This is a genomic window from Streptomyces sp. NPDC037421 (genome assembly GCF_055602105.1).
On record NZ_JBVJWV010000026.1, the window covers coordinates 1 to 18,889 of the forward strand.

Sequence of the window (18,889 nt, forward strand, 5' to 3'; positions counted from 1 at the left end):
CCCCCCCCCCCCCCCCCCCCCCCCCCCCCCCCCCCCCCCCCCCCCCCCCCCCCCCCCCCCCCCCCCCCCCCCCCCCCCCCCCCCCCCCCCCCGCCTCGTCGTGCGTCCGGGCCGGGGTCAGGCGACCAGGCCGGCCAGCTTGCGCAGGGACTCGTTCAGCGCGGCCGTCGCCGAGTCCTTGAGCTTGCCCGCCATCAGGGAGACGGCGGCGCCCGTGAACTCCCCGTCGATGCGGACCCTCGTGGCCCCGCCGTCGGCGGTCAGGGTGTAGCGGGTGAGCACCGAGACGCCCATCGGGCCCTTGCCGGTGATGGCGAAGACGCGCTGCTCCTCCAGTTCCGAGACCGTCCACAGGACCTCGGCGGGGAACCCCATCATCTTCATGTTCTCGCTGAAGGTGGAACCGACCGCGAGGGTCTCGGGGCCGCCCTTCGGGAAGTCGGCGTGCGTCATGCTCCACTGCCCGTACGCGTCCCAGTCCGTCAGCTGGGCCCAGAGCTTCGCGGCGGGCGCCTCGATGCGTGATTCCGCGGTGACTTCAGCCATGCGTCCACCCCTTCTCGTCGGGTACGTGCGGCGGAAGGTAGCCCCGGGGGGCGGAACACACAAGACTGATGGCCTGTCAGATCCGGGGGCTCCCGGCCGGATGATCTCGGGTGTGTCTCAACAGGCGTCTCGCGGATGACGCTCCTGTCCGGCCCTGCCATGATGGCCGGATGCAAGCGTCAGGGAAGAACGCCGGACTGGGCCTCGCCCTCGTCTCGGCATGCGCGTTCGGCGGTTCGGGTGTCGCGGCGAAGCCGCTGATCGAGGCGGGTCTGGACCCGCTGCACATGGTGTGGCTCAGGGTGGCCGGGGCGGCCCTGGTGCTGTCCCCGCTGGCCTGGCGGCACCGGGCCCTGGTGCGGCGCAAGCCCCTGCTCCTGGCCGGCTTCGGGCTGGTCGCCGTCGCGGGCGTGCAGGCCTTCTACTTCGCCTCCCTGTCGCGGATCCCGGTGGGCGTGGCCCTGCTGCTGGAGTACCTGGGCCCCGCCCTGCTGCTCGGCTACATCCGCTTCGTGCAGCGCAAGCCCGTGACGCGCGCGGCCGCGGCCGGGGCGGCGGTGGCCGTCGTCGGGCTGGCCTGCGTGGTCGAGATCTGGGCCGGGCTGCGCCTGGACCTGTTCGGGGTGCTCCTCGGCCTCGCGGCCGCCTGCTGCCAGGCCTTCTACTTCGTCTTCGCGGACCAGGGTGCCGACGCGGAGGACGCGCCGGACCCGCTCGGCGTGATCGCGCACGGCATGATCGTCGGCATGCTGGTGATGACCGTGATCGCCCGCCCCTGGCAGATGGACTGGCAGGTGCTGGGCGGGTACGCCGCCATGGGCGACGTTCGGGTCCCGGCCCTGGCGCTGCTGGGGTGGGTGGTGCTGGTCGCCACCGTGTTCGCGTACCTGACCGGTGTGCTCTCGGTGCGCAAGCTCTCGCCGCAGGTCGCGGGCGTCGTGGCCTGCCTCGAAGCGGTCGTCGCCACCGTGCTGGCGTGGGTGCTGCTCGGGGAGCGGCTCTCCGGCCCCCAGGTCCTGGGCGGCGCGCTGGTGCTCGGGGGCGCCTTCATCGCGCAGTCCTCGCGGCCCGCGCCGGTGGCCGCGCAGGAGTCGCCGCTGCCCGTGCAGGACCGGGAGCCGACGAGCGCGTGAGCGCGGGAGGGCGGCTGCGGACGGCTTCCGCTCCGGGCTGGTCCGGGCGGCGGACCCCGCGTAGGGTGCTGGACATGCCTATGACCGTGCTTCCCCCTCCCGCCGCGTAGCGCGGGCGGCTGCCAGCAGAACGCAAGACCCGCCCGGGGAGTTCCCGGGCCGGTACGCGCTGCCCGCGAAGCGATGACCTCCTGTCCTCGTCCTTCACGCATGCGCGGAGAAACACGTGTCGAACCACTCGCCCGCCGCCGGGCGCAGCCTGCTGTACCTCGTCGTCGCCGGAGCCGCCTGGGGCACCGCCGGGGCGGCCGCCTCCCTCCTCTTCCTGGCCAGTGACCTCGGTCCGCTCGCCCTGTCCTTCTGGCGCTGCGCCGGCGGGCTGGCGGTGCTGCTCGGGGTGCTCGCCGTACGCCGCCGCCCCGCGCGGGCGGCCCGGCCCGCCCGGCCGTCGGCGGCTTCGCTGATCGCCACGGGGCTGATGTTCACCCTCTTCCAGGCCGCCTACTTCGGGGCCGTGCGCGAGACCGGCCTGGCGGTCGGCACCGTGGTCACCCTCGGGGCGGGGCCCGTGCTGATCGCGCTGGGCGGCCGGTACTGGATGGGCGAGCGGCTGGGCCGGGGCGGGGTGGCCGCCGTCGGCGGTGCCCTGGCGGGGCTGGCCGTACTGGTGCTGGGCTCCGGGGGCGGTGAGGTGCGGCCGCTCGGGGTCGGCTGGGCGCTGCTGTCGGCCGCCGGCTACGCGGCGATGACGCTGCGGGCGCGGTGGCTCGGGCGGCGCGGGGCGGGCGGGGACCCGCTGGTCACCACCGCGTGGTCGGTGGCGGTGGGCGCGGTGTGCCTGCTGCCGCTCGCGGCGGTGGAGGGGCTGCTGCCGCACACCGCCGAGCCGGCGCGGGTGCTCTGGCTGCTGGTGTACGTGGCCGTGGTGCCGACGGCGCTCGCGTACGCGCTGTACTTCACCGGGGCGGCGGCGGTGCGCGCCGCGACGGTGTCGGTGGTCATGCTGATCGAGCCGGTCAGCGCGGCGGTGATCGCCGTCGCGGTGCTCGGGGAGCGGCTGACCGGCGCGGTGGTGCTGGGCACCGTACTGCTGCTGGCGGCGGTGGGGGCGCTGATCGCGGCCGAGGCGCGCCGGCCCGCGGGCGGGTTGCGCCGCAGGGCCGGCGGCGGGCCGGAGGGCCGGCCCGCCCAGGAGCCTCAGAGCGCGCTGACGTAGCCGGGGACGGAGATGCCGGGGGCCAGGCCGGCGGCCGGGACGGGGGCCCCGTACGCCGGCGCCACCGGGACCACGCCCGACCAGTGGGGCAGGGCCAGGTCCTCGGGGTCGTCGTTCGGGCCGCCCGTGCGGACCTTCGCGGACACCTCGTTCAGGTCGAGCCGGATCACCGCCGTGGCCGCCAGCTCCTTGGCGTTGGCGGGCCGGGAGTCGGCCGAGCGGCCGGGGACGACCTGGTCGACCAGGGCGTCCAGCGCGATCCGGCACTCCTCCTCGTCCGTGACCTGGTAGGCGGTGCCGTGCACGACCACCGAGCGGTAGTTCATCGAGTGGTGGAAGGCGGACTTGGCCAGCACCAGGCCGTCGACGTGCGTCACCGTGAGGCAGACCGCCAGGCCCGGGTCGGCCTTCCCGGCGGCCAGCAGCGGGCGCGAACCGGTGGAGCCGTGCACGTAGAGGGTCTCGCCCACCCGGCCGTACAGCGTGGGGAGGACCACCGGCGCGCCGTCGCGGACGAACCCGAGGTGACACAGGTAGGCCTGGTCGAGTATCGAGTGCACGGTCTCGCGGTCGTAGCGCGCCCGCTCGCGGGCGCGGCTCGGGACGGTGCGGCCGGTGGGCTCGTAGTCGGCGGCGGTGGTGGCGCTCATGGTGCGGACTCCATTGCACTAGTGCATAATGTCTTTTGTGCTAGGAGAGTATCTGATCAGTGGGCGCCGCGCATCGGAAATCGCGGCCAGTGTCGAAACGGGCGTCGGATCGGGCGCGCTCGCCCCGGGGGCACTGCTCCCGCCGATGCGCGAGCTCGCGGCCGCGCTGGGGGTGAACCCCAACACCGTGGCCGCCGCCTACCGCACCCTGCGCGAACGCGGGGTCATCGAGACCGACGGGCGGCGCGGCAGCCGGGTGCGGTCCCGCCCCGCGACCGCGCCGCGCGACGTGCTGCGGATGCCGGTGCCCGAGGGCGTACGCGACGTCGCGCAGGGCAACCCCGACCTGGCATTGCTGCCCCCGCTGGACGGGGCGCTGGCCGCGGCCGCCCGGCGGTACGCCGCCGCCCCGACCCTGTACGGGGAGGACCCGGTGCTGCCGGACCTCGCCCGGCTCGCCCGCGCCGACTTCGAGGCCGACGGTGTCCCGGCCGGGGCCCTCGCGGTGACCTCGGGGGCGCTGGACGGCATCGAGCGCGTGCTGGCCGCGCACCTGCGGGCCGGGGACGCGGTGGCCGTCGAGGACCCGGGCTGGGGGAGCGTGCTGGACCTGGCCCCCGCCCTCGGCCTGCGGGTGGTCCCGGTGGCCGTCGACGACGAGGGCCCGGTGCCCGAATCGGTGGCCCGGGCGCTGGCGGAGGGGGCCAGGGCCCTGGTGGTGACGGCCCGCGCGCAGAACCCGACCGGCGCCGCGGTCTCCGCCGCCCGGGCCGCGGAACTGAGGGAGCTGCTGACCGGCCGCCGCGAGGTGCTGCTCATCGAGGACGACCACGGTCACGGGATCGTCGACCTGCCGCTGTGCGCGCTCGGCGGGGTGACCCGGCACTGGGCGCTGATCCGCTCGACGGCGAAGGCGTACGGCCCGGACCTGCGGCTCGCGGTGCTCACGGGTGACGCGGTGACGATGGACCGGGTCCGGGGGCGGCAGCGGCTGGGCCCGGGGTGGGTGAGCTGGCTGCTCCAGTACGCGGTGGTGGAGCTGTGGACCTCCGGCGCCGTGGACCGGCGGGCCGTGGCGCGCTCGTACGGGCTGCGGCGGGACGGCCTGGTCGCCGCGCTCGCTGAGCGGGGGGTACGGGCACACGGGCGGAGCGGGATGAACGTGTGGGTGCCGGTCGCAGACGAGACGGCGGTGGTCACCCGGCTGCTGGCGGCCGGCTGGGCGGTGCGCCCCGGGGCGGGCTACCGCGTCCAGGCGGGCCCCGGGGTGCGGATCACCGTCTCCGGGCTCGACCCGGCGGACGTCGGGGGCCTGGCCGAAGCGGTGGCCGCGGCGGTCCGCCCGGCGGCCGGGGGACGCTTCGACTGAAACGCGCCCCCGCCCCCGCCGCGGAGCGCGGCGGGGGCGGGGGCGGGGCGGCGCCGGGCGGCCGGGCCGGTCAGGCGGTCTTGCCCGGGGCGGACCGGGACTGGGTCAGGGCGGCGCCCGCCAGGATGACCGCCGCGCCGACCGGGGTGTTCCAGTGCAGCTGCTCGCCCAGGACCAGGACGCCGGCGGTGGTGGCGATCACCGGGATGAAGTACGTGACCATCTGGGCGGTGGTCGGCCCGATCTCCGACACCAGCCCGTACTGCATCTGCAGCGCCATCCCCGTACCCAGGGCGCCCAGCGCGACCACCGCGAGCGTCGGCCACAGCGGGAAGCCGGCCGGAGCCGAGGTGAAGAGCGCGCTGACGGCGGCCAGCTGGACGGTGGAGACCATCAGCTGGGCCCCGGTGAGCGCCACCGGGGAGCCGGGGGTGCCGGCCAGGGTGCGGCGGACGTAGATCCAGCCGATCGGGTAGCAGAGCGCGGCCAGCAGGGCCAGCGCGGTGCCCTTGGCGTCGATGCCCGCGAAGCCCTGCCAGGCGCCGAGCACCGTCAGGACGCCCAGGAAGCCGAGGCCCAGCCCCGCGAAGCGGCGGCGCGTGGGGCGGTCCTCGGAGAGCGCCACCAGCGAGAGCGCCATGCCCCACAGCGGGGAGGTGGCGTTGCAGATGCCCGCCAGGCTGGAGGGGATGCTCTGCTCGGCGTAGGCGAAGAGCGAGAACGGCAAGGTGTTCAGCAGGAGCGCGGCCACCGTGAGGTGGCCCCAGGCGCGCCGGCCGCGCGGGAGCGGCTCCCGGCGCACCAGCAGCACCACGAGGAGGGCGAGCGCCCCGAAGAACACCCGGCCGAGGGCGACCTGGAAGGGTGCGAACGCCTCGGTGCCCACCTTGATCAGGAGGAAGCTGAAGCCCCACACCACCGAGAGGAGGGCGAACCGCAGGCGCCAGTCCAGGCCGGCGGCACGGCCGGTGCCGCGGCGGACCGACTGCTGTACGGGGGAGTGGGAGGTGGGGCGGGAGGTGGTCGGTGCGCTCATGCGGTTCACTCTGCTGTGCCCGACCTCGTAGGACAAGCGAGAGTTCCTTCGACGGAAGGCGTAGCATCGCTTACATGTTGAACCTGGAGCGCCTGCGCACCCTCGACGCTCTCGCCCGCCACGGCTCGGTCAGCGGTGCGGCGGGCGGCCTCCATGTGACCACATCGGCGGTCTCCCAGCAGATGGCCAAGCTGGAGCGGGAGGTCGGCCAGCCGCTGCTCGCGAAGAACGGGCGCGGGGTCCGGCTCACGGACGCCGGGCGGCTGCTCGCCGACCACGCCGCCCGGATCATCTCCCAGGTCGAGCTCGCGCAGGCCGACGTGGAGGCCCAGCGGGGCTGCGCGGTGGGGGAGTTGCGGATCGGGGCCTTCCCCACCGCCATGCGGGGGCTGCTGCCCCGCGCCCTCAACGCCCTGCGGGCCGGCCATCCCGAACTGCGGGCCCTGGTGCGGGAGCGGGAGCCCGAGGAGAGCATGGCGGCCGTCGTGCGCGGCGACCTGGACATGGCGCTGGCCATCGACTGGCACAACAAGCGGATGCCGGTGCCGGCCGAGCTGTCCCGCGCCCACCTCCTGGACGACGCCGCCGACATCGCGGTCCCGGCGGGGCACCCGCTGGCCGGGCGCGCCGAGATCTCCCTCGGGGACTTCGCCGACGACGACTGGATCTCGTGGAACGAGGGGCAGTTCTGCCACGAGTGGCTGGTGTTCACCCTGCGCGGCATCGGGGTCGAGCCGCGCATCGCGCACATCGCCGAGGAGCACCACACCCAGCTGGCCTTCGTGGAGGCCGGGCTGGGCGTGTGCGTGACGCCCCGGCTGGGCCGCGGCCCGGTGCCGCCCGGGGTGCGGCTGCTGCCGGTGTGCGACACCGTCCGCCGGCACGTGTACGTCGTCTGGCGGACGGACGCGGGCCGCCGGCCCTCCATCAGGGCCGCCGTCGCGGCCCTCCAGGAGGCGGCCGCGGCGGTGTAGTCCGGCGGCCCCGCCCGGGCCCGACGGACGGAGTCCGGCGCAGCGGCGCGTCAGGAACGTCAGATCTTGCGGAAGTCCCAGGACACCACCGATTCCGGGGTGAGCCGGATCCAGGCGTGCCGGCCGTCGTGCGGCATCTCCTCGATCCCGAAGTTCTTGACGGGGAAGATCCGCTCCGGCTCCAGCAGCTCCGGGCAGGGCTCACCGGTGCGCGGCGCCTCGCCCACGAAGACCGCGCGGCCGGACAGCTCGACCCCGCGCAGTTCCCCGTAATCCTCCCCGGCGTCCACCACGACCGAGATCCGCGGGTCGGCCCGCAGGTCGGCCCAGCGGCGGCTGCGGGTGATCGAGTACAGCCACAGCGAGGTGCCGTCCCAGGCGAACCACAGGGCACCGACGTGCGGGCGCCCGTCCGGGGAGACCGTGGCCACCCGGCAGGTGCGCTGCTCCCGCAGGAACGCGTCCACCTCCTTGCCGCTCATCATGATCCGCCGGCCCCGCCGCTGCGCCGTCCGCGCACCCGTCCCGTCCATCCGTCCCGCACCCCTTCACATCTGACTGTGTGTCAGGAATCATGCGTGCTCTTCCGTCGCCACGCCAGGGGGAGTCATGCCCGAACTCGATCCGGCCACCACCGCGCTGCTCACCGTGGAGTGCCAGAACGGTGTGGTGGGCGAGGAGAGCGCCCTGCCCGAACTGGCGAAGGAGGCCCGCGACTCCGGGATGCTGGACCGGGTGGCCGCGCTCGTCGCCGCCGCGCGCGCAGCCGGCGTGCAGGTGGTGCACGCGGTCGCCGAGCGACGGCCCGACGGGCTCGGGGCCAATACCAACGCACGGCTCTTCCGGGCCGCCGGGAAGCTGCCCGTACGGCAGCTGACCGGCAGTGACGCGGTGCGGGTCGCCGCCCCCGTCACCGTGGACGGGCGGGACCTCGTGGTCCGCCGGCTGCACGGGCTCTCCCCGATGGCCGGCACCGACCTGGACGCCCTGCTGCGCAACCTCGGGGTCCGCACCCTCGTCGTCACCGGGGTCTCCTCGAACATCGCGATCCCGAACACAGTCTTCGACGCCGTCAACCTCGGCTACGAGGTCGTGGTCCCGTCCGACGCCATCGCCGGGGTGCCCGCGTCCTGCACCGCCGAGGTGATCCGCAACTCCCTCGCGCTGGTGGCCGCCGTCACCACGGCCGAAGCCCTGCTTATGCAGTGGGCTCCGCCGCGCTGACCCCCGTAACCTGGGCGGATGCTGTCCGAAGTGATCGCGACCCGCTACGTCACGCCCTTGCGTGAGGGCGGCTCGCTCCCGGGGATCGTCGAGGCCGACGATCTCGGTACCTACGTCATGAAATTCACCGGAGCCGGCCAGGGCCGCAAGACCCTGGTCGCCGAAGTCGTCTGCGGGCGCCTCGCCCAGCGGCTGGGGCTGCGGGTCCCGCGGCTGGTGCAGATGCAGCTCGACCCAGTCATCGGGCTCGCCGAGCCCGACCAGGAGGTCCAGGAACTGCTCAAGGCCAGCGGCGGGCTCAACCTCGGCATGGACTACCTGCCCGGCTCGATCGGCTTCGACCCCCTCGCCTACCGGGCCGACCCGGTCGAGGCGGGACGTGTCGTCTGGTTCGACGCGCTGATCAACAACGTCGACCGGTCCTGGCGCAATCCGAACATGCTGGTCTGGCACGGGGACCTGTGGCTCATCGACCACGGCGCCACCATGATCTGGCACCACAACTGGCCCACCGCCCAGGCCGCGGCCGCCAAGCCCTACAACGCCTCGGACCACGTCCTGGCCCCCGTCGGCCCGGACGTCGCGGCGGCCGCCGCCGAGCTGGCCCCGCTGGTGACCGAGGAGCTGCTCACCGAGGTCACCGCCGACGTCCCCGACGAGTGGCTGGTCGACGAGCCGGGCTTCGACTCCACCGACGCGGTGCGCCGCGCCTATGTGGAGGCGCTGCTGCCGCGCGCCGCCACGATCCACGAGAGGATCACCATGGAGGCCGAGGTCAGGCAGCGGTCCGGTCCGCCGGGCTGGCTCGCCGAGCGCCTCCCTCCCCAGTCGGACGAGAACAAGCAGAAGAGCGGCGACGAGTGACCAAGCGGGACGTGTTCGAATACGCGCTGGTGCGCGTGGTGCCCCGGATGGAGCGCGGCGAGTGCTTCAACGCCGGAGTCATCGTCTACTGCCGGGCGCACTCCTACGTCGCCGCGCGGACCCACCTGGACGAGGCGAAGCTCCTCGCGCTCGATCCCGGGGCCGACGTGGCCGGGGTGCGGGCCGCGCTGCGCGGGGTCGAGGGGCTGTGCGCGGGCGGCGAGGAGGCCGGCCAGGCGGCGGGCGACGACGCGGGGCGCAGGTTCCGCTGGCTGATCGCCCCCCGCAGCACGGTGGTGCAGCCGGGGCCGGTGCACACCGGCCTGACGGCCGATCCCGCCGCCGAGCTGGAACGCCTGCTGGAGCTGCTGGTCCGCTGATTTCCGGGCAGGTCCGCGCCGCTGCCGCCGGGAGCCGTTGACACGGGGTGTCAGGGCTCCTAGCGTCTCCTCAGCTGAGGCTACTAAGCGGTTGCTCACCTCCGGGCGGCCGTCTCTCAAGGGCGAGGAGAACAGCATGTCCACCACCGAGCAGCGCGTCGCCATCGTGACCGGGGCGGCCCGGGGCATCGGCGCGGCCACCGCGATCCGGCTGGCCGCCGAAGGCCGGGCGGTCGCCGTGCTCGACCTCGACGAGGCGGCCTGCAAGGACACCGTCGAGACGATCACGGCGGCAGGCGGCAAGGCCCTCGCGGTCGGCTGCGACGTCTCCGACGCCGCCCAGGTGGAGGCGGCCGTCGAGCGGGTCGCGAGCACGCTCGGCGCCCCGACGGTCCTCGTCAACAACGCGGGCGTGCTCCGCGACAACCTGCTCTTCAAGATGAGCGACACCGACTGGGACACCGTCATGAACGTGCACCTGCGCGGCGCGTTCCTGATGGCGAGGGCCTGTCAGAAGTACATGGTGGAGGCCAAGTTCGGCCGCGTCGTGAACCTCTCCAGCAGCTCGGCGCTCGGCAACCGGGGCCAGGCCAACTACGCCGCCGCCAAGGCCGGCCTGCAGGGCTTCACCAAGACCCTGGCGATCGAACTCGGCAAGTTCGGCATCACCGCCAACGCCGTCGCCCCGGGCTTCATCGTGACCGAGATGACCGCGCAGACCGCCGCCCGCGTCGGCATGGGCTTCGAGGAGTTCCAGCTGGCCGCCGCCTCCCAGATCCCGGTGCAGCGCGTGGGCCGTCCGGACGACATCGCCAATGCCATCGCCTTCTTCACGGGCGAGGACGCCGGCTTCGTCTCCGGCCAGGTCCTGTACGTGGCCGGCGGCCCGCTCAACTGACGGTTCCACGAGAGACGGGCGTACGACATGACGGACAGCGGTATCGACAGCGGCAAGGTCGCCCTGGTCACCGGGGCGAGCCGGGGCATCGGCTACGGGATCGCCGAGGCGCTGGTCGCCCGTGGCGACCGGGTCGTGATCACCGGGCGCAACGAGGACGCGCTCAAGGAGGCCGTGGAGCGGCTCGGCGCGGACCGGGTGATCGGAGTGGCCGGGAAGGCGCACGACGAGGCCCACCAGGCCCTCGCCGTGGAGCGCGCGATGGAGGCCTTCGGCCGCGTCGACTTCCTGGTCAACAACGCGGGCACCAACCCGGTCTTCGGGCCGATCGCGGACCTCGACCTCGGGGTGGCGCGCAAGGTCTTCGAGACCAACGTGATCTCGGCGCTGGGCTTCGCCCAGCGGACCTGGCACGCCTGGCAGAAGGACCACGGCGGGGCGATCGTGAACATCGCCTCCATCGCCGGGGTCTCCGCCTCGCCCTTCATCGGGGCGTACGGGATGAGCAAGGCCGCGATGATCAACCTGACCCTCCAGCTCGCGCACGAGATGGCGCCGGGGGTGCGGGTCAACGCGATCGCCCCGGCGGTGGTCAAGACCAGGTTCGCGCAGGCGCTCTACGAGGGCCGGGAGCAGGAGGCCGCGGCCGCCTACCCGCTCGGCCGGCTCGGGGTCCCGGAGGATATCGGCGGAGCCGCCGCATTCCTGACATCTGCACAAGCGGAATGGATCACCGGACAAACTCTCGTCGTCGACGGGGGAATGTTCCTCAATGCCGGTGTGCACTGACCGATAACCGGACGCATTTGCCTCCAAACGGGAGGCAAATGCGTATCGAATCGGTCCTAAATCGGTCAAGTGCCTCACGAAACCTGCCCATTGGATTTGTGATGCACTGCGGTAGGGTCTGCCGCACCCCTGGCTGATCGAGGAGCGTGCACGTGTTCAACCGGACCAGATGCCTGCAGATCGCTGCGGCCGTTGCGTCCATATCCCTGCTCGCAGGATGCGGCCTGTTCTCGGACGACGGTGACGCCGCCGCGAAACGCATCACCGTAGGCACCATGAGCGCGCCCAGCACCCTCGACCCCGCAGCGGCCTGGGACGGCTCCTGGGAGCTGTACCGCAACGTCTACCAGACCCTGCTGGCCTTCCCCACGGGGAGCACCAAGCCCCAGCCGGACGCGGCCCAGAGCTGCGAGTTCACCGACTCGGCGAACACCGCCTACCGCTGCACCCTGCGCAAGGGCCTGAAGTTCTCCGACGGCGAGGTGCTGGACGCCAAGGCGGTCAAGCACTCCCTCGACCGGATCAAGACGATCAACCACAAGTCCGGTCCCGCCGGTCTCTTCAACAGCCTGGACAAGATCGAGGCGCCGGACGCGCTCACGGTCGTCTTCCACCTGAAGACCCCCGACGCGACCTTCCCGTACGTCCTGGGCTCCCCGGCGGCCTCCCTGGTCGCGCCGAAGGCGTACCCGGCCAACAAGGTCCGCGACGACGCCAAGGTCATCGGCTCCGGCCCCTACGTCCTGACCTCGTACACGGAGGGCGGCGAGGCGGTCCTCGGCCGCAACGACAGCTACACCGGCTTCGCCAACCGCCAGAACGACGGCGTGACGATCCGCTACTTCTCCGACTCGAAGAAGATGATCGCGGCCCTCAAGGGCAAGGAGATCGACGCCACCTACCGAGGCCTCTCCGCCGCGGAGATCAAAGACCTCCAGACCCCCGCCTCGCACGCCCAGGGCGTGCAGGTCGTGGAGAACGTCGGCGCCGAGATCCGCTACCTGGTCTTCAACCCGAACGACCCGCAGGTCAACAAGCAGGCCGTGCGCCAGGCCATCGCCCAGATCATCGACCGCGGCGCGATCGTCTCCAAGGTCTACCAGGGCACCGCCGAGCCGCTCTACTCGATGGTCCCCAAGGGCGTCGTGGGCCACAAGACGCCCTTCTACGACATCTACGGCAACCCCGACGTCGCCAAGGCCAAGAAGATCCTCACGACCGCCGGGATCACCCAGAAGGTGGACCTGACCTTCTGGTACACCACCGACCGCTACGGCGCCTCCACCGCCGACGAGTTCACCGAGATCAAGCGGCAGCTCGACGAGAGCGACCTCTTCAAGATCACCCTGCGCGGCCAGCCGTGGAAGACCTTCCAGGAGGGCTACCAGAACGGCCAGTACCCGGTCTTCGGGCGAGGCTGGTTCCCGGACTTCCCGGACCCCGACAACTTCATCGCGCCGTTCGTCGGCAAGGAGAACGCGGTCGGCACCCCGTACGAGCCGGCGCAGATCCTGAACGAGCTGCTGCCCAAGTCCCGCCGCGAAGGCGACCGGTCCGCGGGCGTCAGGGAGTTCGAGGCGGCCCAGCAGATCTTCGCCCAGGACGTCCGGCTGCTGCCGCTGTGGCAGGGCAAGCTGTACGTCGGCGCGCGCGAGGACATCGCCGGCGCCGAGCGGGCCCTGGACCCGCAGACCGCCATGCAGATGTGGGAGCTGCGCCGCAAGACCAGCTGGTGATCCCGGCGGTCCCGCCGGTTCCGGCGGGACGCCCGGGTGGTGGCGTTGTCAGTGGTCCCCGGTAGGTTCAGAGCAGTTGCACGAACTTGTACCGGAGGTTGTCGACGTGACCCAGATGCTGCCCGAGTCCTGGCTCCCCGTCCTCGGCGGGGAGCTGGAGCAGCCCTACTTCAAGGAACTCACCGAGTTCGTCGAGAAGGAGCGGGCCAACGGGCCGGTCTACCCGCCCCGCGAGCAGGTCTTCGCGGCCCTGGAGGCCACGCCGTTCGACAAGGTGAAGGTCCTGGTCCTCGGCCAGGACCCCTACCACGGCGCCGGCCAGGGACACGGCCTGTGCTTCTCCGTGCAGCCCGGGGTGAAGACCCCGCCCTCGCTGCGCAACATCTACAAGGAGATGAAGGAGGAGCTCGGCCTGCCGGTCCCGGACAACGGGTACCTGATGCCGTGGGCCGAGCAGGGCGTCCTGCTGCTCAACGCCGTCCTCACCGTCCGCGAGGCCGAGCCCAACTCCCACAAGGGCAAGGGCTGGGAGAAGTTCACCGACGCGGTGATCCGCGCCGTCTCCGAGCGCCCCGACCCGGTCGTCTTCGTGCTGTGGGGCGCCTACGCCCAGAAGAAGATCCCGCTCATCGACGAGGAGCGGCACGTGATCGTCAAGGGCGCCCACCCCTCGCCGCTGTCGGCGAAGAAGTTCTTCGGCTCCCGTCCCTTCACGCAGATCAACGAGGCCGTTGCCGCCCAGGGCCATGAGCCGATCGACTGGCGGATCCCGGACCTGGGCTGACACCACACCGCGCCTCGGCGCCAGATCCGGTGCCTCGGGCTAGCTTCTTGATGACCGGACCGGACCAGGTCCGGCGGAGCGAGCCGGAGGCCCCGTTGAGGGAGCAGCAGCAGGAGGCGTCGGAGGACGCCGTCATGACCAGGATCGGCCAGGCCGTCATCCTGCTGCACGCCGGAGACCGCGAGGAGGCCCGCAACCGGCTCGGCGAGATCTGGTCCGAGATCGGCGAGGAGGGCGACTCCCTCCACCGCTGCACCCTCGCGCACTACCTGGCCGACGCCCAGGACGACCCCGCCGACGAACTGGCCTGGGACCTGCGGGCGCTGACCGCCGCCGACGGGCTCGGCGAGCGGCTCGGGGAGGCGCTCCCCGGGCGGGCCGAGCCACACCAGGCCGTGCGGGTGTTCTACCCGTCGCTGCACCTCAGCCTCGCCGCCGACTACGCCAAACTGCGCCGGCCCGACGAGGCCCGCGTCCACCTCGCGCGGGCCCGGGCGGCCACCGGAGCGCTGTCCGACGACGGGTACGGGAACGGCGTGCGGGCCGCCATCGCCCGCCTGGAGCGCCGCCTGGCGGCGGAGGCGGGCCCGGGGCCCCGCCCGTTCCCCGAGCAGTCGTAGGGGGCGCCACGGCGGCGCCCCCGCACCCCGAGCACCCGGACGGGCACTCGTACGGGCCCCGGCCGCGCTTCAGCCGGCCTCGGCGCCCTCGACGCCCGCGCAGATCCGGGCCTCCGGGCCGTCCGGGTCCCAGTTCCCGTGCCGGCGGCCCAGCGCGCACACGTCCGCCGCCCGGACCGGCAGCTCCCGCGCCAGCCCGGGCGGCAGCTCGGCATGCGGCCCCGAGCCGTGCGCACGGCCCTGCGGGCTCCCTTCGCCGTGCCCGCCCGGCTCCGCCCGCACAGGGGCGTCGGGGACCCCGGGGGCGGCCTGTGCGGCCTCTCCGGCCCCGGTCCGCGGCCCGGGCACCGTGCGCGCCGCGCCCCGGCCCGCGGCCGTCGGGGCCGACGGGCGCACGCCCTCCCGGGGCACCGCCTTCAGCGCCTCCAGGGCGGGTGCCTGGACCACCACGGGCAGCGCCCCCGGCCCGCCGCGCGGCTCGTGCCGGGGCGGCGGCCCGCCCGCGGGGGCCGCCGCCGGGCCCGTCTGGGCGGGGTTGACGTTCACGCAGCCGGAGACGGCCGAGACGGCACAGGCGGCTCCGAGGAGCAGCTTCGTCGAGGTTCGGGTTGGGTGCACCCGCGCAACTCTGCTGTGCGAGGACCCCGTTGCGAAAACCCTGAGCCGATATTCACCCCGCACGGGTGACGGGGAGGGAGTGTCCGGCGGACACCGGACCTGGCCCGGCTACTCGCCGGTGGCGCCGTCGATGTGCTCGCGCAGCAGGTCCGCGTGCCCGTTGTGGCGGGCGTACTCCTCGATCATGTGGGTGTAGATCCAGCGCAGGCTGAAGACCTCCCCGCGGTGGTGGCTCGCGGCGTCCGACAGCGCGTCCAGGGAGCGGTCCGCGGCCGCCTGCCGGGCCAGTTCGACCTCCGTCCGCCAGACCTGCTCGGCCGAGGCCCAGGTGTCCCCGTCGGTGAACCGGAAGTCGCCGTCCCGGTTTTTCCGGGTGCTGTACAGGTCGGGCAGGTCCGCTCCGACGCTGATCTCCCGGAACCAGTACCGCTCCACCTCCGCCATGTGCCGCACCAGGCCCATCAGGCTCAGCGCGGAGGGCGCGAGCGGGGTGAGGCGCAGCTGCTCCTCGGAGAGCCCCTCGCACTTCCAGGCGAGGGTGGAGCGGTGGTAGTCGAGCCAGCCGTCCAGCATCTCCCGCTCGCCGGCGGTGGTGGAGGGTTCGGGGCGGTGCCATCCGTTGGAGGTCATGGCCCACATCCTGGACGAACGCGCCTCCCCCCACCAGGGATTAAGCTGCCGCTGTCCCATACGGCACATACCAGGAGGCTCCCGGTGAAGGTCGGCGTCATCGGACTCGGCGACATCGCGCAGAAGGCGTACCTGCCCGTCCTCACCACCCGTCCCGGGATCGAGCTGCACCTGCAGACCCGTACCCCGACCACCCTCGAACGGATCGGCGACGTCCACCGCGTGCCGCCGGAGCGCCGCCACACCGCCCTGGACTCCCTGCTCGAAGAAGGCCTCGACGCCGCCTTCGTGCACGCCCCGACGGACACCCACCCGGCGATCGTGGAGCGGCTGCTGGACGCGGGCGTGGCGACCTACGTGGACAAGCCGCTGGCCTACGAGCTGGCCGACTCGCGGCGCCTGGTGGAACGCGCCGAGGAGCTCGGGGTCGGCCTCTTCGTCGGCTTCAACCGCCGCCACGCGCCCGGCTACACGCTGTGCGCCGACCATCCGCGCGATCTGATCGTCATGCAGAAGAACCGGGTCGGGCTGCCCGAGGACCCCCGCACCCTTGTCCTGGACGACTTCATCCACGTCGTCGACACCCTGCGCTTCCTGCTGCCGGGCGAGGCCGACCACATCGACGTCCGGGCCGTGGTGCGAGAGGGGCTGATGTCCCAGGTGGTGCTCCAGATGTCCGGCGAGGGCTTCACCGCCCTGGGGATCATGAACCGGCGGTCCGGGTCCGCCGAGGAGGTCCTGGAGGTGTCGGGCCAGGACTCCAAGCGCCAGGTCGTCAACCTGGCCGAGGTCGTCGACCACCGGGGCCAGCCCACCGTGCGCCGACGCGGGGACTGGGTGTCCGTGGCCCGCCAGCGCGGCATCGAGCAGGCCGTGGACACCTTCCTGGAGGCGGTGGAGACCGGCAAGGTGCTCAGCGCCCGGGACGCCCTGCTCACCCACGAGCTGTGCGAGCGGGTGGTGCTGACGGCTCTGGAGCAGGCCTCCCGGGCCTGACCGCCCGCACGCCCCCGGCCGCGCAGTACAGACCCAGCGCGGCCAGGGAGGCGCCGGCGGGCCAGTTGCCGAAGCGGACGAAGGGGGTCGTGCCCCGGGCGAGCGGCACCTCGTACACGGCCGCCGTGCTCGCCGAGGCGGCCAGGGCGGGCCCGATCCGGCCGCCCGAGGGTCCGTACACCGTGCTGACGCCGGTCAGGGTCGCGTGCACCACCGGGCGGCCGGTCTCGGCGGCGCGCAGGGCCGCCAGGGAGGCGTGCTGGGCCGGTGCCCAGCTGTCCTGGAAGGTCGAGGTCGCCGACTGCGCGACCAGCACCCCGGCCCCCTCGCGGACCAGGTGCCGGCTCATGTCGGGGAAGGCCGACTCGAAGCACACCAGCGGGCCCAGCCGCACCCCGCCCGGCAGGTCCATCACCACCGGGGCCGCGCCGCGCATCCGGTCCTCGCCCGCCGCCTTGCCGACCGAGGTGGCCCAGCCCAGCACCGAGCGGGCCGGCACGTACTCGCCGAAGGGGACCAGCCGCATCTTGTCGTACCGGTCGCCGGTGGGGCCGTCGGGGCCGACCAGCACCGAACTCTTGTAGATCCCGGGCCGGTCCGAGCGCCGGGCGTCCACGTTGACCAGCAGCGGGGCACCCAGCTCCGCCGACAGGATCGCCAGCCGCCGGGACAGGTCGGGCCGCGCCGCCAGGTCCGCGCCGACACTGCTCTCGCCCCACACCGCCAGGTCGGGGCGCGTCCCCGCCAGGGCACGCGTGAGGCGCTCCTCGGCGTCGAACCGCCGCTCCGCACCGTCCGCCCCGCCCACCAGGCCCGGCTGTACGACGGCCACGCGCAGCCCGCCCGACACCTCGGGGCGTGGCAGCCACAGCCACACCACCCCCGTCAGCACCGCGCACCCCGCCACCGAGGCCACCGCCGGAACCCGCGCCCCCGGTACCGCGACCAGCAGCACCACCGCGCAGTTCACCGCCACCACCAGCAGGCTCACCAGCCACACCCCGCCCACCGAGGCCAGGCGCAGCGCCGGCGGCACCTGCCACTGACTGGCCCCGAGCAGCCCCCACGGCCCGCCCAGCCCCTGCCAGGACCGGGCCAGCTCCGACAGCAGCCAGCCCGCCGGTACGAGGACCACCCCGGCCGCCGCCCGGCGCGGGCCCGGCACCCCGCCGAGCAACTCCCGTACCAGCAGCGCCCAGGGGACCCAGAGCAGCCCCAGCAGCACGGCGAGCGGGACCAGGAACACGTGCAGGCTCGGCAGCAGCCAGTGGTGCACCGCCACGATGAAGCCGGCGCCGCCCAGCCAGCCCTCCAGCGCGGCACGCCGCCCCGTGGGCGCGGAGCGCAGCAGCAGCATCCAGGGCACGAGGGCGACGTACGCGGACCACCACAGCCCCGGCGCCGGAAAGGCGAGGCAGGGCAGCGCCCCGGCGGCCACCGCGGCCGCCGCACGCCACCACCGGGTCCGCTTCGCGAGCAGCATGACGCGCCTCCGCTTCCAGTGTGGGACCGCCCCGCCCCGGGCGCGGCCCGGGGCCCAGGTGGCGGCTCAGGCCGACATGTGGCGCCACTTCTCGTGGACCGTGACCCCCGTGAGCCGCCAGCCGTCCGGGGTGCGGGCGAGGGCGAAGGAGTAGCGCCCGGCCGCGACGAAGTTGGGGGCCGTGCCCGCGTCGTCGGGGCCGGCCAGCCGCATCGGGTTCAGGAAGTCCGCCCGGACCCCCGCCGAGTCCCCGGGGTAGCCGCCCCGGTCCTCCAGCCGGATCACCCGGTTGACGATCAGGTGCTGGCGCACCGGGAAGAGCCCCATGGTCTCCGCGAGCCAGTCGGCGACCTCCGCGGCCGGGCCCTCGACCCCGCCCGCCGAGCTGTAGTCGGCCCGTCCGGCGGGCGTGAACAGGGCACGGTAGGCGGCCCAGTCCCCGTCGTCGACGGCCGCCGCGTACCCCGACACCACCTCGTCGATGGCGAGCCTGTCCATCACCGTCGCCAAGTCCACACGCTGCGTCATCGGGTCAGTGTGGGGCTGCCGGGCGACGAGGCCAAGGGGCGTGCGGCCACCGGATCCGCGCGGCGCGGATCAGTGACCGGAATACGCCTCCCGCTGCCGGATCACGACCAGGAACGCGTCGGTGGCCAGGTCCATCACCACCTCCGCCGGCACGCCCTCGCGCATCCGCTCGGCCGCGTACTCCTCCGCGGGCCAGCTCCCCCTCGGACTTCCCGCCGGAAAACGCTCCAGTACCACGCGGCCCATGGGACACCCCCTGCCGTTCGCCTTCAGGTCTCTGCGGGGACAACGACGCGGGGGGGGGGGGGGGGGGGGGGGGGGGGGGGGGATAGGGGGGGCGGGGGGGGGGGGGGGGGGGGGGGGGGGGGGGGGTGTGTTTAAACCATCGCTGGGAGGAGGGAGGGGAACCCCCCAC

General features: G+C 73.8%; 22 protein-coding genes. 13 read left to right on the forward strand and 9 right to left on the reverse strand.

The features are described from left to right. Positions 1-117 precede the first annotated feature (117 nt). The gene (locus ACZ7IF_RS28930; protein WP_470977202.1) at positions 118-546 is read right to left on the reverse strand and encodes a type II toxin-antitoxin system Rv0910 family toxin; all 429 of its coding nucleotides are present in this window, start codon (positions 544-546) and stop codon (positions 118-120) included. Between the two features lie 170 nt (positions 547-716). Here ACZ7IF_RS28930 and ACZ7IF_RS28935 point away from each other — a divergent pair, with 170 nt between their 5' ends. Together ACZ7IF_RS28935 and ACZ7IF_RS28940 are read left to right on the forward strand one after the other, a co-directional pair. After that, a complete protein-coding gene (locus tag ACZ7IF_RS28935; RefSeq protein WP_470977205.1) occupies positions 717-1,679 on the forward strand; it encodes an EamA family transporter in 963 nt (320 codons plus the stop codon). A 226-nt stretch (positions 1,680-1,905) separates the two neighbouring features. Then, positions 1,906-2,895, forward strand: a complete 990-nt coding sequence (locus tag ACZ7IF_RS28940) for a DMT family transporter (RefSeq protein ID WP_470977208.1) — start codon at positions 1,906-1,908, stop codon at positions 2,893-2,895. Here ACZ7IF_RS28940 and ACZ7IF_RS28945 read toward each other — a convergent pair. Next, positions 2,877-3,545: a pyridoxamine 5'-phosphate oxidase family protein gene (locus ACZ7IF_RS28945; RefSeq protein ID WP_470977211.1), complete on the reverse strand. Its 669-nt coding sequence runs from the start codon at positions 3,543-3,545 to the stop codon at positions 2,877-2,879. The two genes, ACZ7IF_RS28940 and ACZ7IF_RS28945, sit on opposite strands and share 19 nt — an antisense overlap. Before the next feature lie 37 nt (positions 3,546-3,582). Here ACZ7IF_RS28945 and ACZ7IF_RS28950 point away from each other — a divergent pair, with 37 nt between their 5' ends. Next, complete coding sequence (locus ACZ7IF_RS28950) at positions 3,583-4,914, forward strand: aminotransferase class I/II-fold pyridoxal phosphate-dependent enzyme (RefSeq protein WP_470977214.1); 1,332 nt, start codon at positions 3,583-3,585, stop codon at positions 4,912-4,914. A 70-nt stretch (positions 4,915-4,984) separates the two neighbouring features. Here the strand turns inward: ACZ7IF_RS28950 and ACZ7IF_RS28955 are convergent, their stop codons facing one another. After that, positions 4,985-5,950 (reverse strand): DMT family transporter, encoded by a 966-nt coding sequence (locus ACZ7IF_RS28955; protein WP_470977217.1) that lies wholly within the window; start codon positions 5,948-5,950, stop codon positions 4,985-4,987. Between the two features lie 74 nt (positions 5,951-6,024). Between ACZ7IF_RS28955 and ACZ7IF_RS28960 the strand changes: the two genes are divergently transcribed. Continuing rightward, a complete protein-coding gene (locus ACZ7IF_RS28960; protein ID WP_470977220.1) occupies positions 6,025-6,924 on the forward strand; it encodes a LysR substrate-binding domain-containing protein in 900 nt (299 codons plus the stop codon). Positions 6,925-6,983: 59 nt separating this feature from the next. Here the strand turns inward: ACZ7IF_RS28960 and ACZ7IF_RS28965 are convergent, their stop codons facing one another. After that, entirely contained in the window at positions 6,984-7,457 is a 474-nt protein-coding gene (locus tag ACZ7IF_RS28965) for a pyridoxamine 5'-phosphate oxidase family protein (protein WP_470977223.1), read from the reverse strand. Between the two features lie 76 nt (positions 7,458-7,533). Here ACZ7IF_RS28965 and ACZ7IF_RS28970 point away from each other — a divergent pair, with 76 nt between their 5' ends. From ACZ7IF_RS28970 to ACZ7IF_RS29005, 8 genes are all read left to right on the forward strand, one after another. Continuing rightward, positions 7,534-8,148: a cysteine hydrolase family protein gene (locus tag ACZ7IF_RS28970; protein ID WP_470977226.1), complete on the forward strand. Its 615-nt coding sequence runs from the start codon at positions 7,534-7,536 to the stop codon at positions 8,146-8,148. 18 nt (positions 8,149-8,166) lie between these two features. Beyond that, positions 8,167-9,012: a HipA family kinase gene (locus ACZ7IF_RS28975; RefSeq protein WP_470977229.1), complete on the forward strand. Its 846-nt coding sequence runs from the start codon at positions 8,167-8,169 to the stop codon at positions 9,010-9,012. Beyond that, a complete protein-coding gene (locus ACZ7IF_RS28980) occupies positions 9,009-9,392 on the forward strand; it encodes a DUF3037 domain-containing protein (RefSeq protein WP_470977232.1) in 384 nt (127 codons plus the stop codon). The genes ACZ7IF_RS28975 and ACZ7IF_RS28980 overlap by 4 nt, the downstream gene beginning before the upstream one ends. Positions 9,393-9,528: 136 nt before the next feature. Further along, positions 9,529-10,290 (forward strand): 3-oxoacyl-ACP reductase FabG, encoded by a 762-nt coding sequence (fabG, locus tag ACZ7IF_RS28985; protein WP_470977235.1) that lies wholly within the window; start codon positions 9,529-9,531, stop codon positions 10,288-10,290. A 27-nt stretch (positions 10,291-10,317) separates the two neighbouring features. Further along, the gene (locus ACZ7IF_RS28990) at positions 10,318-11,079 is read left to right on the forward strand and encodes an SDR family oxidoreductase (protein WP_470977238.1); all 762 of its coding nucleotides are present in this window, start codon (positions 10,318-10,320) and stop codon (positions 11,077-11,079) included. 152 nt (positions 11,080-11,231) lie between these two features. Next, positions 11,232-12,815 (forward strand): ABC transporter substrate-binding protein, encoded by a 1,584-nt coding sequence (locus tag ACZ7IF_RS28995; protein WP_470977241.1) that lies wholly within the window; start codon positions 11,232-11,234, stop codon positions 12,813-12,815. A 115-nt stretch (positions 12,816-12,930) separates the two neighbouring features. Beyond that, the gene (locus ACZ7IF_RS29000) at positions 12,931-13,599 is read left to right on the forward strand and encodes a uracil-DNA glycosylase (RefSeq protein WP_470977487.1); all 669 of its coding nucleotides are present in this window, start codon (positions 12,931-12,933) and stop codon (positions 13,597-13,599) included. Between the two features lie 50 nt (positions 13,600-13,649). After that, positions 13,650-14,219, forward strand: coding sequence for a hypothetical protein (locus tag ACZ7IF_RS29005; RefSeq protein ID WP_470977244.1), 570 nt, complete (start codon positions 13,650-13,652; stop codon positions 14,217-14,219). 69 nt (positions 14,220-14,288) lie between these two features. Here ACZ7IF_RS29005 and ACZ7IF_RS29010 read toward each other — a convergent pair whose 3' ends face one another. Next, positions 14,289-14,837 (reverse strand): hypothetical protein, encoded by a 549-nt coding sequence (locus tag ACZ7IF_RS29010; protein WP_470977247.1) that lies wholly within the window; start codon positions 14,835-14,837, stop codon positions 14,289-14,291. 108 nt (positions 14,838-14,945) lie between these two features. Next, positions 14,946-15,467: a DinB family protein gene (locus ACZ7IF_RS29015; protein ID WP_470977250.1), complete on the reverse strand. Its 522-nt coding sequence runs from the start codon at positions 15,465-15,467 to the stop codon at positions 14,946-14,948. A gap of 84 nt (positions 15,468-15,551) precedes the next feature. Here ACZ7IF_RS29015 and ACZ7IF_RS29020 point away from each other — a divergent pair, with 84 nt between their 5' ends. Next, positions 15,552-16,463 carry a Gfo/Idh/MocA family protein gene (locus ACZ7IF_RS29020; protein ID WP_470977252.1) on the forward strand — a complete coding sequence of 304 codons (912 nt, stop codon included), beginning with the start codon at positions 15,552-15,554 and terminating at the stop codon, positions 16,461-16,463. On the opposite strand, the gene lnt is transcribed toward ACZ7IF_RS29020, so the two are convergent. The 3 genes from lnt to ACZ7IF_RS29035 all read right to left on the reverse strand — a co-directional run bounded on the left by lnt (position 16,402) and on the right by ACZ7IF_RS29035 (position 18,720). Next, on the reverse strand, positions 16,402-17,946 hold the full coding sequence (lnt, locus tag ACZ7IF_RS29025) for an apolipoprotein N-acyltransferase (RefSeq protein ID WP_470977255.1): 1,545 nt from the start codon (positions 17,944-17,946) through the stop codon (positions 16,402-16,404). The genes ACZ7IF_RS29020 and lnt overlap by 62 nt on opposite strands. Positions 17,947-18,012: 66 nt before the next feature. Continuing rightward, positions 18,013-18,474 (reverse strand): nuclear transport factor 2 family protein, encoded by a 462-nt coding sequence (locus ACZ7IF_RS29030; protein WP_470977258.1) that lies wholly within the window; start codon positions 18,472-18,474, stop codon positions 18,013-18,015. Positions 18,475-18,543: 69 nt separating this feature from the next. Further along, a complete protein-coding gene (locus ACZ7IF_RS29035; RefSeq protein WP_470977261.1) occupies positions 18,544-18,720 on the reverse strand; it encodes a hypothetical protein in 177 nt (58 codons plus the stop codon). Positions 18,721-18,889 lie beyond the last annotated feature (169 nt).

Bases quoted from the DNA above. Each gene is read 5' to 3' on its own strand.
- ACZ7IF_RS28965 (WP_470977223.1), bottom strand. From the start codon at position 7,457: ATGGACGGGACGGGTGCGCGGACGGCGCAGCGGCGGGGCCGGCGGATC.
- ACZ7IF_RS29030 (WP_470977258.1), bottom strand. From the start codon at position 18,474: ATGACGCAGCGTGTGGACTTGGCGACGGTGATGGACAGGCTCGCCATC.
- ACZ7IF_RS28945 (WP_470977211.1), bottom strand. From the start codon at position 3,545: ATGAGCGCCACCACCGCCGCCGACTACGAGCCCACCGGCCGCACCGTC.
- lnt (WP_470977255.1), bottom strand. From the start codon at position 17,946: ATGCTGCTCGCGAAGCGGACCCGGTGGTGGCGTGCGGCGGCCGCGGTG.
- ACZ7IF_RS28960 (WP_470977220.1), top strand. From the start codon at position 6,025: ATGTTGAACCTGGAGCGCCTGCGCACCCTCGACGCTCTCGCCCGCCAC.
- ACZ7IF_RS28970 (WP_470977226.1), top strand. From the start codon at position 7,534: ATGCCCGAACTCGATCCGGCCACCACCGCGCTGCTCACCGTGGAGTGC.
- ACZ7IF_RS29000 (WP_470977487.1), top strand. From the start codon at position 12,931: ATGCTGCCCGAGTCCTGGCTCCCCGTCCTCGGCGGGGAGCTGGAGCAG.
- ACZ7IF_RS28955 (WP_470977217.1), bottom strand. From the start codon at position 5,950: ATGAGCGCACCGACCACCTCCCGCCCCACCTCCCACTCCCCCGTACAG.
- ACZ7IF_RS29015 (WP_470977250.1), bottom strand. From the start codon at position 15,467: ATGACCTCCAACGGATGGCACCGCCCCGAACCCTCCACCACCGCCGGC.
- ACZ7IF_RS28990 (WP_470977238.1), top strand. From the start codon at position 10,318: ATGACGGACAGCGGTATCGACAGCGGCAAGGTCGCCCTGGTCACCGGG.
- ACZ7IF_RS28975 (WP_470977229.1), top strand. From the start codon at position 8,167: ATGCTGTCCGAAGTGATCGCGACCCGCTACGTCACGCCCTTGCGTGAG.
- ACZ7IF_RS29005 (WP_470977244.1), top strand. From the start codon at position 13,650: ATGACCGGACCGGACCAGGTCCGGCGGAGCGAGCCGGAGGCCCCGTTG.
- ACZ7IF_RS28935 (WP_470977205.1), top strand. From the start codon at position 717: ATGCAAGCGTCAGGGAAGAACGCCGGACTGGGCCTCGCCCTCGTCTCG.
- ACZ7IF_RS29035 (WP_470977261.1), bottom strand. From the start codon at position 18,720: ATGGGCCGCGTGGTACTGGAGCGTTTTCCGGCGGGAAGTCCGAGGGGG.
- ACZ7IF_RS28930 (WP_470977202.1), bottom strand. From the start codon at position 546: ATGGCTGAAGTCACCGCGGAATCACGCATCGAGGCGCCCGCCGCGAAG.
- fabG (WP_470977235.1), top strand. From the start codon at position 9,529: ATGTCCACCACCGAGCAGCGCGTCGCCATCGTGACCGGGGCGGCCCGG.